Genomic DNA, 13,665 nt, shown 5'->3' with positions numbered 1-13,665 from the left:
CCGTCAACCGAATGCGGTTTCCTGGGTTGACAACGTCAACTGAATGAGGCGGGAGCCGACATGAATCCATCGCCTACTGCGAACCCGGCCTGGACGCTGGTCATGACGGGTGCCACCCGCGGCCTCGGCCTGGTCGCTGCCAGGCACGTCGTGTCCACCGATCCGTCGTGTCATCTCGTCGTGATCGCGCGCGGGGGCGGACCCGCGGGGTTCGTGGAAGGCTTCGGTGCCGGTGCCGAGCGCGTGAACGTCGTCGATGCCGACCTCGCCGACATGGCCGCCACTGTCGCCGCGGCGACCACGATCCGGCGGATGCTCGACGACGCGACGCTGCCGCCGTTACGCGGGCTGGCGGGCAACGCGGGCATCCAGTACCTCGACGACCAGCACGTCACCGCGGATGGGCTGGAGGCGACCTTCGCGGTCAACGTCCTCGCGAATCACCTGCTGATCGGTGAGCTGAGCGGACATCTGGCCCTCGGTTCCCGAATCGCCATCACGGTGAGCGACACGCACTTCGGCGATTTCCGGCACAACCTCGGAATGGTCCCCGCGCCGCGGTGGACGAGCCCGGCACGCCTGTCCCGGCCCGGTGCGTTCGGGGTTTCGAGTCCGGCCGCCGGCCGCACCGCGTAATCGACGGGCAAACTGGCGGCCATCCATCTCGTTCACGAGTGGGCGCGCCGACTCCCCGACGGCGTCGAGATCGTCTCCTACAACCCGGGTTACGTGCCCGGTACGGACCTGGCCCGGGCGGCGAACGCACCGCAGCGGTTCGCGAACAGGTGGGTCCTGCCGGGTCTGGCCCTGGTCGGCCCGTTCGACCGGGTGCCGACGGCCGGCCGACGGCTCGCCGAGGCAATTCTCGGTGTGCCATCGGCGAACACCGGCGCCTACCTCGACCGCGGGCGGGTGTCGGAGTCATCCGCCGAGAGCCATGACCCCGATCGTGAGCGCGATCTGTGGGCCCATCTCGAGCACCTCCGTTCGAGTACGCTCCGACGTCAGTAGGTCGCCCACTCGCCTTGCGCGTACCGCAGGATCCGGGGGTCCATGAGCGTGGACGGAGGCAGGTCCAGTTGCTGCCGATCGAGTGGGAAAACCGTTGCGGCAGCCAACTGCTCAGGGCTGAGGAACCGGAGCGGTCCCGGCGCCCGCACCGACGGGGTGGCCCGGCCCTCGACACCCGCCAGGTGGAAACCCCAGTCCCCGAAGGCGGGGACGTCGACGTGGTACGGGGTCGGGTCCAGTCCGGCCGCACGCATGGTCGACGCCACGCACCAGAACGACTTCGGTGCGAAGTAGGGGGAGCCGGCCTGGACGACGGTGCGGCCCGTCTCGGCGAGATGAGCGCGGACCATCGCGTAGAACTCGGTGGAATACAGCTTCGCGGTGGCCGAGTCGTCGGGGTCGGGCATGTCGACGATGATCACGTCGAACCGGCGGTCGGTGCCACGTAGCCAGGAGAAGGCGTCGGCGGCGATCACCTGGGCTCGTGGGTCGGTCATCGATCCCCGGTTCAGCCTCGTCAGACGCTCGTCGGTCCGGGCCAGTCGGATCATCTCCGGATCGAGTTCGACGAGCGTGACGTCGCGCGCGTCGGGATAGGTGAGCACCTCGCGCAACGCGAGTCCGTCACCGCCACCGAGGATCAGAACGGAATCGTGCTTGCCGGACATCGCCGGATGGACCAGGGTCTCGTGGTAGCGGTGCTCGTCGACCGAGGAGAACTGCAGGTCGCCGTTCAGGTACAACCGGGTGTCGGCCGCTGCCCCGAAGCGGTTCTCGGTGATGACGATGTCCTGGTACGCGCTGCGCTCGGCGGCCACGATCGGGTCTCGGTACAGCGCCTGGCGAGCGGTGACCTCGAAGCGACCGGACAGCATCAGCCCCGCGACCAGGACGGCGACGACCCCGATCGCCGACGCGGACAGGACGAGCATCTGGGTGCGCGACATCGACTTCCGGAAGACCACGAAGACGAGGAAGCACCCGGCCGCGGCGTTGACGAGTCCGACCACCAGTGCCCCACGCAACTGGCCGAAGAACGGCAGCAACAGGAACGGGAAACACAGTCCGCCGACGAGTGCGCCGATGTAGTCGACGGCGAACATGTCGGCCACCGCCGAGCCGGCCTCCTGGCGTCGTATCCGTTGCAGGAGGACCATCAGCAGCGGGATCTCGGCGCCGATCAGAAGGCCGAGGACGAAGGCCACGAGAACGAGTGCGGGCGTGTACAACTCGAGGTACGCGAAAGCGGCGTAGAGCGCCATCACCGACAATCCGCCGATGAGTGCGAGCAGCAGTTCGATGACCGCAAAGGCCGTGATGGATTGCGGCTGGAGCGGTTTGGCGGCGAGCGACCCGATCCCCATCGCGAAGACCATCACCGCGAGGACGATCGACGCCTGTGTCGCGGTGTTGCCGATCAGGAACGAGCCGAGCGAGACCAGAGCCAGCTCGTACACCAGGCCGCAGGCGGCGCAGACGAAGACGACGGCGAGCAGCCCGGCGCGGGCGAACCTCGGTCGCAGCGCCAATGCGTCCGGTGCTGCGTCGGTCGCCACCGGACCGCGGTCGTCCGGAGTCGGGTCGTGGTCGATCACGGACGAGCGGGGGACTGTGGTGACACGGTCACAGGATGGAGGCGGCGACGATGATCGACACCCCGATGTGCGCGATGCCCTGCACCCAGACGGCCGGGTGGCTCTCCGGATGGACCAGCAACTCGCCGAGATTCCCGGGGGTCAGCAGGTCGATGACGAGGAAGGTCACCGCCATCACGATGAGGCCGATGGCCGAGTACACCGCGGTGTAGGCGAGTCCCTCGAGGAGCCGGCCCTCGCTCGCGACGATGGCCGCGGTGACGATGACGGCGACGGCGAGCATGTTGGAGCCCACCAGGATTCCCGCGTTGCGGTTGCGGTCGGTCCACAGCTGCGAACGGAGCTTTCCCGGCGTGAGGAGGTCGAGGATGCCGAACGAGATGATCATCAGGATCACGCCGACACCGGCGTAAGCGCCTGCAGCGTAGGCGTTCTCAGCGATATCAGCGAGCATGGTCTTCTCCGTTGGTTGATCGGACGAGTTCGATGGGGAGTTCCGGACGGACAACGATCATTTGCCGCCACCGCCACTGCCGCCGCCGCGGTTCCCGCTGCCGCTACCCGCGTAGCGCGGGGTCGGTACCCAGAAGGCGCCGACGTAGGGGTGGTAGTGGTGGTAACCCGACCGGTAGTCGCGGCTGAGCATCACCCGGGTGGTCCCGGCGGCCAGCGGGAACAGACCGACGAGATAGTCGGGATACTGCAGGAATTGGGTGCCGGCGATGTTGCCAGTGCCCGAGGCGCCGCTCCGCTGGTCGCTGGGACGTTCGGCGTCGCGGATCTCGTTCGCGACCTCGGCGGGGCTTCCGTCGGCCACGTAGGCGTCGACATCGCCCTCGTCGAGGGCGGTGTCGCGCTCGTAGTTCTGCGTGATGTAGTCGCGCGCCGACCCGCCGATGCCGCCGCCGCGCGCGACTCGCGCGGTGCACGCCCCGATGAGCGCGAACACGGTGAGCACGACGATCACGCCGATGATGATGTTGCGGGTCTTGTTGAGCCGTCGGCGCGGGTCGGGCGGCCCGCCGGGCGGGGGCGCTCCGGTCATGGGCGGGCCACCGGGCCGCGGTCGATCCTGCTGGAGGTGACGACGACCTCGGCGGCCTTCGGGTAGGTGTGCCAGGTGTGCCAGCTGATGGCGTCGTCGGTGGACTCCGAGACGATGGCGGTGACGGCATACGGCTCGCCCGGGAAGTGACCCATCACGCACGGGTGGCCGGTCGCCGACTGCTCGGTGACGCGAGCGGCCAGTTGCTCGACGAGGGCGGCGAGCTGGTCGGGGTTCACGGACTCCACACGGGAACTGAAGTAATAGCCGCTCTCCTGGAAACTCTCCGGGAGCGCCGAGGTCACTTCCGGCAGGCAGGCGACGGTCTCGCAGATTCGTTGCACCCCGTCTTCGACGAGCACCTGATGGCTCGCGCCGAGCAGGCGCACCGACACGGTGATGCCGTCGATGTCGCGGTCCTCCTGGGCCAGGGGTTCCTGCAGCGGTGCGCTCAGCGAGAATCCGAGCTGGGCCGCGCTGGTGTCGGCGTAGGCGACGGCCAGCTGGGCTGAGGGGTCGCCGGGGTGTCCGAGGTTCTCTGTCATGCGTGCTTCGATCTCCGTGCTCAGGACGTCTGGGTCGGGTGGACGGCGGTGAGGGCCGTCAGGGCGTCTCCGGAGCCGGGTTGCTGGGATAGATGCGGTAGTCCGCGCGTGCCAGCAGTTCGCCGCGAGCGCACTCCCAGCCGCTGCCGTAGTCCTCGAACGACAGACGGTCGGGGCCGGCCTGGTAATCGTGGTAGGCCATCCGGCCCGACGCCGCGACCCCGGTGGTGCCCGCGGAGGTGAAGCGCGCGGAACCCGCTTCCTCGGACCGGTATCGACGTCCCTCGAGTTCGACGGTGTCGGCGCCCGGCGTGACGGTCGCCCCGGGCACCTCGTGCCACAGCACCACCTCGAGGTCGGGATCGTCCTCGACCGAGATCCAGGCCTTCGACCCGACCCCGGTGTCCAGGAAGTTCTCCGTCCAGGTGTACCCGTCCTGCGTCAGGCGCAGCGTGCCGCGGACCGCGTAGGTCTGACCGCGCAGCTCGACGAGGTCGCCGGGTTTCAGATCACGGGGATCGCCGAAGACGGAATCGTCGTCGGCCGACGAGAACGGGTCGCCGGGCCGGTAGGTCCGCTCACGCAGGGCGTCCTGCTCGGCCTCGCGGGCCTTGCGATTGCCCAGGAAGTTGAAGATGACGACCACCGCGATGATCGCCAGCAGCGCCACGATGACGATCAGCAGGAATTCCACCCGACGACCCTATCCGGATCGGTCACTCGTCGTCAGGTGGGTTCGACGATGATCGGCGGGCTGAATGATGCCGGGGCCGGCGCTCACACGTCGACGGCACGCAGTTCCGAGATCACCGGGGCGAACGTCTCGAGTGCCGGTTCGAGCACGGTGAGGTAGCTGATGCCGGTTCGGGCGCGGAGTTCGACGAGGCGTGCGGCGATGTCGGAGACGGATCCGATGAGCACCGACGGCAGGTCGATGAACTCCTGGGCACTCATCGACAGTTCGTGTCGTGCGATCAGCTCCTCGGCCACCGTCGTCGCGTCGTCGGTCACCTCGACGATCTGCATCAGCAGATTCCATTCGACGTCCGGGGCGCGTTCGCCTGCGGCGGCGCGGGCGAACGCCACCCGTTCGTCGAAGTCGGCTGCCGACAGCGGTTCCAGATCGCCGTCGGGACCCGTGCGGGCCGCCGTGAATCCGACGACGTCCGCGTGCTCGGCGGCCATCCGCAGCACCCGGTCGCCGTTGCCGCCGAGCAGGAGCGGTACCCGCGGCTGAACGGGACGCGGCCGGTGATCCCGGTCGGCGAGGAGTTCGGTCACCTGCGAGACGGTCGCCGCCAGATGGTCGACGCGTCGTCCCGCGGACCGGAATTCGATCCCGGCTGCGTCGAACTCCGCCCGGACGTACCCGGTACCGAGGCCGAGCTCCACCCGACCGTCGGACAGTTGGTCGACGGTGGCCACGTCGCGGGCGAGCAGCGCCGGATTGGTGAACGCGGCGTTGAGGACGAACGGGCCCACGCGCAGCCGTTGGGTCGCGGTGGCCGCGACCGCCAGCGCGGGCCACGGGCTCGGGATGCCCAGATGGTCGGGGACGAGGAGGACGTCGTATCCGAGCTCTTCGACGGAACGTGCACGAGACCGCCATGAGGCAGTGGTGTCGACGGCGAGCATGTTGACGCCGAATCGGAACGCCCTGGACGCGAGTGCCATGCCACCAACGTAGCCAGGGGTACCGCGCTCGACCATGCCGGCGAACGGACGCCGGCGGCAGCCTTGCACTCGCAGTGGTCGAGTGCTAAAAACGAGGTTGGCACTCACGGACTGTGAGTGCCAGGTCGGGACGGTGAGGCCGGTACCGAATGACACACCGGTCGTCCGTCGCGGGCACCGAGTTCCGGCCATACGAACCTAGTGTCACCCCCTTCGGAGGATCACTTACCCATGGCCAAGCAAATTGCGTTCGACGAAGAGGCCCGTCGCGGCCTCGAGCGGGGCCTCAACAGCCTTGCCGACGCCGTCAAGGTGACGTTGGGACCCAAGGGTCGCAACGTCGTCCTGGAAAAGAAGTGGGGCGCCCCCACGATCACCAACGATGGTGTGTCCATCGCCAAGGAGATCGAGCTGGAGGACCCGTACGAGAAGATCGGCGCCGAGCTGGTCAAGGAAGTCGCCAAGAAGACCGACGACGTCGCGGGCGATGGCACCACCACCGCCACCGTTCTGGCCCAGGCTCTCGTCCGTGAGGGTCTGCGCAACGTCGCTGCCGGCGCCAACCCGCTGGGTCTGAAGCGCGGCATCGAGAAGGCCGTCGAGGCCGTCACCGAGTCGCTGCTGAAGAGCGCCAAGGAGGTCGAGACCAAGGAGCAGATCGCTGCCACCGCCGGTATCTCGGCAGGCGACCCCTCGATCGGCGAGCTCATTGCCGAGGCGATGGACAAGGTCGGCAAGGAAGGCGTCATCACGGTCGAGGAGTCCAACACCTTCGGCCTGCAGCTCGAGCTCACCGAGGGCATGCGCTTCGACAAGGGCTACATCTCGGGTTACTTCGTCACCGACGCCGACCGCCAGGAAGCCGTCCTCGACGACCCGTACATCCTGCTGGTCTCGGGCAAGGTCTCGACCATCAAGGACCTGCTGCCGCTGCTGGAGAAGGTCATCCAGGCCGGCAAGCCGCTGCTGATCATCGCCGAGGACGTCGAGGGCGAAGCCCTGTCGACCCTCGTCGTCAACAAGCTCAAGGGCACCTTCAAGTCCGTCGCCGTCAAGGCCCCGGGCTTCGGTGACCGCCGCAAGGCCATGCTGGCCGACATCGCCATCCTCACCGGTGGCGAGGTCATCAGCGAAGAGGTCGGCCTCTCGCTCGAGGGTGCGGGCGTCGAGCTGCTCGGTACCGCACGCAAGGTCGTCGTGACCAAGGACGAGACCACCATCGTCGAGGGCTCGGGCGATCCCGACGCCATCGCCGGTCGCGTGGCCCAGATCCGCGGCGAGATCGAGAACAGCGACTCCGACTACGACCGTGAGAAGCTGCAGGAGCGTCTGGCCAAGCTGGCCGGCGGTGTTGCGGTCATCAAGGCGGGCGCGGCCACCGAGGTCGAGCTCAAGGAGCGCAAGCACCGCATCGAGGACGCTGTCCGCAACGCGAAGGCTGCTGTCGAAGAGGGCATCGTCGCCGGCGGTGGCGTGGCCCTGCTGCAGTCGGAGCCGGCCATCGACGCACTCTCGCTCGAGGGTGACGAGGCCACCGGCGCCAACATCGTCAAGGTCGCGCTGTCGGCTCCGGCCAAGCAGATCGCGATCAACGCCGGGCTCGAGCCGGGCGTCGTCGCCGACAAGGTCCTGAACTCGCCCACCGGCACCGGCCTGAACGCCGCCACCGGTGTGTACGAGGACCTCCTCAAGGCCGGCATCAACGACCCGGTGAAGGTCACCCGCTCGGCGCTGCAGAACGCAGCCTCGATCGCGGCTCTGTTCCTCACCACCGAGGCCGTCGTCGCCGACAAGCCCGAGAAGAACGCTGCCCCGGCCATGCCGGGCGGCGACGAGATGGGCGGAATGGGATTCTGATCTCCTGATCAGATCCCTGCGTCTACTCACGCAGCAACAACCGAAGGCCGGTCACCCGCAAGGGTGGCCGGCCTTCGGCGTTGCGAAACGCGCTACGACGCAGAATCTGCCGCATAGTTGCAGCCATGACACGAAAGCGTGTGTTGTTCACCGCCAGGACTGTCGGTCACGTCATGTGGTGGGTGTTCGTTGTCGCCGCGCTGTTTGCAGGCGGAATCACCTGGTGGATGACGGAGTATGTCGCGGTCGACGCTTCTTTCGTAGGCGGGTCTTACGGTTGGACGATCTACACTCCCACCACCGTCGCAGGCTATGTCGATCTCATGAGGTCGTCTGGCCCGGAGTGGTGGCAGGATCCGACCGTATACGCGCTCGCCGCATTCGTGGCCGTCGTGATCGCCGCTATCGTCGATGCGCTCGCAGCCCGTCGCCTCGTCGCCGGCGTCATCACGGTCGCAGCGCCTTTCGTAGCGCTGGGCCTCTTTGTGCTCGCAACCCCCGGCGCGGTCGATGAGGTCTACCCACACGGCACCGTTTCCCTCGTGTTGATTCTCATCGGTGTGGCGATCCGCGAGGTGTGGATGCGCGCCATCGCGCCCGGAGTGCGAGATGAGCCTCGGGGGTGAGCTTTCGGACAGGGGCGATTGCGCCCCTGCTCGGTGCGCGACCTGGCCCGTTGGGCCGGTGCGATCAGATCGGCCGATAGGTTCCGTCGCGGTGCGAAGTGTTCAGCGGCGTCGACGTGCGTGTGGCCCTCCGAAGAAGAGGCGAACCCGGACGGAGTGCTGAATCGTATCCTCGTCAAGGAGGATGCTGCCTGTCACAAACATGTCACCGATGGAGACCGCCCCTGCGTCACCGGCTTGCTGCAAAACAGCTCGACGGATCGCGTCGCTGAGCTCCGGCCCTCTCAGGTCAGTTCGAAGCTCGACTCGGAAAATTTCCTCGTTACCCACCTGCACCACCACCCGACTGTTCATAAGAATAGACCTGTGTCTTCGAAACTGTTGACTCGCAGGGTGTTACACCACTTGTGGTCGTCCGGCCGAGTGAAGTATCGAGTGGGCGCGGCGTACTCGGCGGGCGCACCTGAATCGGGGTCAGCGGTAACGATGTCGAGGTCTGTGTGGGTCAGTAGGTCTGCGATGGTCTCCGCATTCGCACCGATGCCCGCCCAGTGGGCGTCAACGTCGGAGGCGATGCACCACGCGTGATCGGCTGGCCACACAAACGATGCCGGGTTGTGCCCCGTCTCTCGCACGCCCCAGCGTCCGAAGTCGGATAGCGGGCCGTGCAGGAGGTAGTAGGACCGGTTGGGGATGATCATTCGGGCGCTCCGGCGCATAACCGTTGAGGTATCAGGCCATCCCTCCCAGATTGCGAAGTAACAGTCGTCCGGAGTGCCGGTCGCAGAGTGCAACAACTCGCAGAGACGACCAACTTTGGCCTGATCCGTGGGATCGTCCGGACCCGCGGCGAAGTCTTGTCCGTCGGGGTCGGGCATGAACCGCAATCGCGCGTAGGCCTCGAACCCTGGAGTGGCGAAAGCGGTCAAATCCTGCCACGGCTCCTGGGAGTTTACGATCCAGGCCGCTGCTCGAGGAGTTTCGCACGGTCGCAGTTCCACTGATCAATGACACCACAGTCGCGATCGGAAGTGCTTCGGCTCGTCAGCGCTGAGCGCTGCGTTCTGCTTACCCTGGAATCGGAGGGTCGCCACGCTGCCCGTGACGGTGATCAGCGTCCCACCCAGGCATCGCCGCCGGGGTGGTCCGGCCGAGTGACGGTCGGCAATTCTTGTCGGTGGTCGCACGTATGTTTGATCTATGGAGTTCGGGGGCGGCGCAGATATCTCGGGTGAGGAGTCCGGGGTCGAATCGTCGTTGCCTGCAGTGGTTGTCGACAACGAGTTGTCCGCCACCGAGCTCGTCGATGTGATCACCCACTGCGCGTCGATCACCTCCGCAGCGTCGTATCGGCTCCTGACCGCGGCGAGTCTGCTGCACGAGGAGCGCGAACTCGACTACCACCTCCGCCGCACCGAACACCATGACGGACAGGTCTTCTCCGAAGACGACCTCCACCGCCGAGCCGCCGACGCCGCCGCCGGTATCGACCCCTACGCGCAGTTCGGTCCCGACGGGTTCGATCAGGCCACCGCCGAACTCGGTGCAGCCCTGATGATCACCGCGGCACAGGCCCGCGACCTCATCCGTACAGGTGACGTCCTGCGGTACCGGTTGATGCTGACCGGTAGCACCCTGGCGTGTGGCCGGATCGACCAGAAGCGGTTCGAGATCGCGGTCAAGCGCACCGACTTCGTGTCCGACGCCGACATGCAGGCCGTCGATGCCCATCTGGCCGAAGCGATTCTCGCGCGCCCACCGATGTCGACGACCCAGTTCACCACCATGGTCGATGCGATCGTCGCCACACACGCACCGGATGCGGTGCGCCGCCGCCGCGAACGCGCCGGCGACGACCGCCACATCACCATCGGACCCGACCGGTTCGGTCCGGGCCAGTCCCGCATCAGCGGCAGCCTGCCCGTCACCGACGCCGCCACCCTCGATGCCCAACTCAACGCGATGGCCGCCTCCGTGCACCCTCACGACCCACGCACCAAACGGCAACGACGCATCGACGCACTGCTCGCGTTGGCCGCACACCTCGACGTGCTGGCCTGCCGCTGCCCACACTGCGCACCTCCACCCGAACCGGTCGACCTCGACGACGACACCACCCCAACCGACGGCGCTGACACGACCGCGGCGTCGGCGGATTCGGCCACACCGTCGGCGGTCACCGGCCACGCCCCGGCACCGACCTTCCACATCGTGGTTAACCTGTCGACGCTGCTCGGCCTCGATCAGGACCCGGGGTTCCTCGACGGCCACGGGCTGCTCGACGCCGACACCATGCGATCGCTGGTCGACGGTGCCCGCCGGTCCTTCATCACCGGTCAGCCGCAGCAGCCAGCCGAATCCCGCTACACCCCGAGTCGCAAACTCCAGACCCTGGTGCGGTGCGGAGAACTGTGCTGCACCTTTCCCGGGTGTACGCAACCGGTGTGGGAGGCAGACCTCGACCACACCATCCCGTTCGACCACCACACACCCACCACTGGTGGTGCCACCACACAACGGAACCTCAAGCCGCTGTGTCGTTTCCATCACCGGATCAAGACGTTCGGGATGTGGCGGGACTACCAGGACGAGTACTGCACCGCATGGTTCCGATCCCCCACCGGACACACCTTCGTCGGCAACGCCTTCAACGGCCGCGATCTGTTCGGTTACCTCGTCCCCAGGCAACCACCGGACCACCCGGCCCGCAGCCACCTCGCCGAACAGCGAGACACCCGCACCACCACCCGCCGTCGTGAACTCGACGCGTGGGACACCGCCAACCCACCACCCTTCTGAACACCTGTGAAGCAGGGTGGGTGAGTCGACGATTCAGTAGCCCCGGCCGCTGGACAGGCGCTCGGCGCCGTGGGGAACGATTTCCGTCACGGCGATGTTGAGACGGCCATGAGTGCTCCCATCACCGTCGACATCTGGTCCGACATCGCCTGCCCGTGGTGCTACATCGGCAAGCGCAAGTTCGAGGCGGGTCTCGCCGAGTTCGCCGGGCGTGACCACGTCGAGGTGACGTATCACAGCTTCGAGCTCGCGCCCGACACGCCGGTCGACTTCGACGGGTCCGAGGTGGACTTCCTGGTCCGGCACAAGGGGATGCCTGCCCAGCAGGTCGAGGGCATGCTCGAGCAGGTGACCGGGATCGCCGCCGAGGTGGGTCTCGACTACGACTTCGACAGCCTCCAGCACACCAAGACCCTGAAGGCGCATGAGGCGCTGCACTTCGCGAAAGAGCGTGGCCGACAACTCGATCTGGTGGAGCGGTTGTTCAAGGCCTACTTCGAGGAGGGTCGTCACGTCGGCCGTCCCGACGAACTCGCTGATCTGGCCGCGGATATCGGCCTCGATCGCGACGAGGTCATCGCAGCGCTGGACTCGGGCGCTTACGCGCCGGCCGTCGCGGCCGACATCGACCAGGCGCGCGCGTACGGAATCAGCGGAGTGCCCTTCTTCGTGATCAACGGCAAGTACGGAGTCTCCGGGGCGCAGGCGCCGGAGATCTTCACGCAAGCTCTCGACAAGGTACGCGCCGAGGCGGGCGATCGTGTCTGAACCGCTCGTGCCTTTCGAGATGGTCGGGGACGCTGACGCGGCCGTCTGCGTCGATGGTGTGTGCGCGCTGCCGGAGGCCGCAACCGAACCGTCGGAGCCTGTGCTGGAGTGAGTCTCGGAATCGTCGACGTCATCACCCACTGCGCGTCGATCACCTCCGCCGCCTCCTACCGACTCCTCACTGCGGCAAGCCTGCTTCACGAGGAACGCGAGCTCGACTACCAGCTGCGCCGCACCGAGCACCGCGACGGGCGAGCCTCCTCGGCAGACGAACTGTATCGACGCGCGGCCGAGGCCGCCGCCGGGATCGACCCCTCCGTCGAGTACGGGCCCGATGGTGTCGACCAAGCCGCCGCCGAACTCGGTGCGGCACTGATGATTCCCGCCGCCGAAGCCCGTGACCTCATCCGCACCGGCGATGTCTTGCGCTACCGACTCATGTTGACCGGTAACACCCTCGCGTGCGGACGGATCGACCAGCGACGTTTCACCATCGCCATGAAACGCACCGACTACGTGCCCGACGCCGACAGCAGGTCGTCGATGCCCATCTCGCCGAGGCGATCCTGGCCCGCCCACCGATGTCGACAACCCAGTTCACCGCCCTGGTCGACGCCATCGTTGCGAGGCTTGCTCCCGACGCAGTGCGCCACCGCCGTGGACGCGCCGACGCCGACCGCAACGTCACCATCGGGCCCGACCGGTTCCACCCCGGCCAATCCCGCATCACCGGCACCCTCCCGGTCACCGACGCCGCCGAACTCAACGCGCAACTCAACGCGATGGCCGCCTCCGTACACCCCGACGACCCCCGCAACAAGCAACAACGACGCGCTGACGCGATGATCGCCCTCGCCGCCCACCTCGACACCCTGGCTTGCCGCTGCCCACGATGCGCACCCCAACCAGTAGCCGACCTCGACGACACCAACACCGAGTTGGACAGCGGCTCGCCAACAGTCGAAGCCGACGACCCCCTTGCGGAAGCACCCGAATCGGCCCCGGCACCCGAACCGGCCCAACCGACCGCCACCGGACCGCACCGGCCGGTGCCCATGTTCCACATCGTGGTGAACCTGTCGACGTTGCTCGGCCTCGACGACGACCCCGGCTTCCTCGACGGCCACGGACTGATCGACGCCGACAGCATGCGCTCGCTCCTCGTCGACGCGCAACGCTCCTTTGTCACCACCGGCCGTACCCGACCAGCCGGCCACGCCTCCGATCCCACTGCCGATGTCGGGTCCCGCTACGCCCCGAGCCGCAAACTCCACACGCTGGTGCGATGCGGCGAACTGTGCTGCACGTTCCCCGGATGCAACCAGCCGGTGTGGACCACCGATCTCGACCACACCATCCCGTTCGACCACGGCTCGCCGTCGACCGGTGGTGCCACCGCGCACCACAACCTCAAGCCGATGTGCCGGTTTCACCATCGGATCAAGACCTTCGGCATGTGGCGCGACTACCAGGACGACTACTTGACCGCCTGGTTCCAGTCCCCGACCGGACACACCTTCGTCGGCAACGCGTTCAACGGCCGCGATCTGTTCGGATACCTCGTCCCCGGGCGCCCACCCGATCATCCAGGCACGCAGCACGCTCGCTGGCCAGCGAACCGCCCGCACCACCACCCACCGTCGAGAGAGCGACGCGTGGAACGCCGCCAACCCACCGCCTTTCTGAACGGTGTGTGGGTAGCCCCCCCGGCACGTTGACGTGTGAGTGCCCGGTTGCAGTGGGTA

The 13,665-nt window shown here is 67.3% G+C and carries 12 protein-coding genes and 1 pseudogene; 7 read left to right on the top strand and 6 right to left on the bottom strand.

Going from position 1 to position 13,665, the window contains the following annotated elements:
- The first annotated feature begins 60 nt into the window (after nucleotides 1-60).
- Nucleotides 61-636: an SDR family NAD(P)-dependent oxidoreductase gene (locus AB4Z55_RS24725; RefSeq protein WP_369520827.1), complete on the top strand. Its 576-nt coding sequence runs from the start codon at nucleotides 61-63 to the stop codon at nucleotides 634-636.
- 93 nt (nucleotides 637-729) lie between these two features.
- Nucleotides 730-1,011, top strand: coding sequence for a hypothetical protein (locus tag AB4Z55_RS24720; RefSeq protein ID WP_369520826.1), 282 nt, complete (start codon nucleotides 730-732; stop codon nucleotides 1,009-1,011).
- Here the strand turns inward: AB4Z55_RS24720 and AB4Z55_RS24715 are convergent.
- The 6 genes from AB4Z55_RS24715 to AB4Z55_RS24690 form a co-directional block, all read right to left on the bottom strand.
- Nucleotides 1,005-2,567, bottom strand: coding sequence for a polyamine aminopropyltransferase (locus AB4Z55_RS24715; protein WP_369521058.1), 1,563 nt, complete (start codon nucleotides 2,565-2,567; stop codon nucleotides 1,005-1,007). The two genes, AB4Z55_RS24720 and AB4Z55_RS24715, sit on opposite strands and share 7 nt — an antisense overlap.
- A 67-nt stretch (nucleotides 2,568-2,634) precedes the next feature.
- A complete protein-coding gene (locus tag AB4Z55_RS24710; RefSeq protein WP_004022849.1) occupies nucleotides 2,635-3,060 on the bottom strand; it encodes a DUF350 domain-containing protein in 426 nt (141 codons plus the stop codon).
- 57 nt (nucleotides 3,061-3,117) lie between these two features.
- Nucleotides 3,118-3,651, bottom strand: a complete 534-nt coding sequence (locus AB4Z55_RS24705; protein WP_239403424.1) for a DUF4247 domain-containing protein — start codon at nucleotides 3,649-3,651, stop codon at nucleotides 3,118-3,120.
- Nucleotides 3,648-4,196, bottom strand: coding sequence for a DUF2617 family protein (locus AB4Z55_RS24700; protein ID WP_004022851.1), 549 nt, complete (start codon nucleotides 4,194-4,196; stop codon nucleotides 3,648-3,650). The genes AB4Z55_RS24705 and AB4Z55_RS24700 overlap by 4 nt, the downstream gene beginning before the upstream one ends.
- Nucleotides 4,197-4,254: 58 nt before the next feature.
- Nucleotides 4,255-4,890, bottom strand: coding sequence for a DUF4178 domain-containing protein (locus tag AB4Z55_RS24695; RefSeq protein ID WP_004022852.1), 636 nt, complete (start codon nucleotides 4,888-4,890; stop codon nucleotides 4,255-4,257).
- An 83-nt stretch (nucleotides 4,891-4,973) separates the two neighbouring features.
- Nucleotides 4,974-5,870 carry a TIGR03621 family F420-dependent LLM class oxidoreductase gene (locus AB4Z55_RS24690; RefSeq protein ID WP_369520825.1) on the bottom strand — a complete coding sequence of 299 codons (897 nt, stop codon included), beginning with the start codon at nucleotides 5,868-5,870 and terminating at the stop codon, nucleotides 4,974-4,976.
- A 231-nt stretch (nucleotides 5,871-6,101) separates the two neighbouring features.
- Between AB4Z55_RS24690 and groL the strand changes: the two genes are divergently transcribed.
- From groL to AB4Z55_RS24665, 5 genes and pseudogenes are all read left to right on the top strand, one after another.
- Nucleotides 6,102-7,727, top strand: a complete 1,626-nt coding sequence (gene groL / locus AB4Z55_RS24685; protein ID WP_004022854.1) for a chaperonin GroEL — start codon at nucleotides 6,102-6,104, stop codon at nucleotides 7,725-7,727.
- A 125-nt stretch (nucleotides 7,728-7,852) separates the two neighbouring features.
- Nucleotides 7,853-8,353, top strand: a complete 501-nt coding sequence (locus AB4Z55_RS24680) for a hypothetical protein (protein ID WP_369520824.1) — start codon at nucleotides 7,853-7,855, stop codon at nucleotides 8,351-8,353.
- 1,200 nt (nucleotides 8,354-9,553) lie between these two features.
- Complete coding sequence (locus AB4Z55_RS24675; RefSeq protein WP_354563553.1) at nucleotides 9,554-11,152, top strand: DUF222 domain-containing protein; 1,599 nt, start codon at nucleotides 9,554-9,556, stop codon at nucleotides 11,150-11,152.
- Nucleotides 11,153-11,260: 108 nt separating this feature from the next.
- The gene (locus AB4Z55_RS24670; RefSeq protein ID WP_354563555.1) at nucleotides 11,261-11,920 is read left to right on the top strand and encodes a DsbA family oxidoreductase; all 660 of its coding nucleotides are present in this window, start codon (nucleotides 11,261-11,263) and stop codon (nucleotides 11,918-11,920) included.
- Between the two features lie 60 nt (nucleotides 11,921-11,980).
- Nucleotides 11,981-13,638: pseudogene (locus AB4Z55_RS24665) on the top strand (DUF222 domain-containing protein).
- The last annotated feature ends 27 nt before the right edge of the window (nucleotides 13,639-13,665 follow it).

It is taken from the genome of Gordonia sp. ABKF26, from assembly GCF_041103195.1.
Lineage (GTDB): Bacteria > Actinomycetota > Actinomycetes > Mycobacteriales > Mycobacteriaceae > Gordonia > Gordonia terrae.
Note: the sequence above shows the minus strand (reverse complement) of the source record. Positions and strands in the feature narration are given on the sequence as shown.

Coding starts and splice junctions, on each gene's coding strand:
- AB4Z55_RS24725 (WP_369520827.1), top strand. CDS start 61: ATGAATCCATCGCCTACTGCGAACCCGGCCTGGACGCTGGTCATGACG.
- AB4Z55_RS24710 (WP_004022849.1), bottom strand. CDS start 3,060: ATGCTCGCTGATATCGCTGAGAACGCCTACGCTGCAGGCGCTTACGCC.
- AB4Z55_RS24705 (WP_239403424.1), bottom strand. CDS start 3,651: ATGACCGGAGCGCCCCCGCCCGGCGGGCCGCCCGACCCGCGCCGACGG.
- AB4Z55_RS24700 (WP_004022851.1), bottom strand. CDS start 4,196: ATGACAGAGAACCTCGGACACCCCGGCGACCCCTCAGCCCAGCTGGCC.
- AB4Z55_RS24690 (WP_369520825.1), bottom strand. CDS start 5,870: ATGGCACTCGCGTCCAGGGCGTTCCGATTCGGCGTCAACATGCTCGCC.
- groL (WP_004022854.1), top strand. CDS start 6,102: ATGGCCAAGCAAATTGCGTTCGACGAAGAGGCCCGTCGCGGCCTCGAG.
- AB4Z55_RS24680 (WP_369520824.1), top strand. CDS start 7,853: ATGACACGAAAGCGTGTGTTGTTCACCGCCAGGACTGTCGGTCACGTC.
- AB4Z55_RS24675 (WP_354563553.1), top strand. CDS start 9,554: ATGGAGTTCGGGGGCGGCGCAGATATCTCGGGTGAGGAGTCCGGGGTC.
- AB4Z55_RS24670 (WP_354563555.1), top strand. CDS start 11,261: ATGAGTGCTCCCATCACCGTCGACATCTGGTCCGACATCGCCTGCCCG.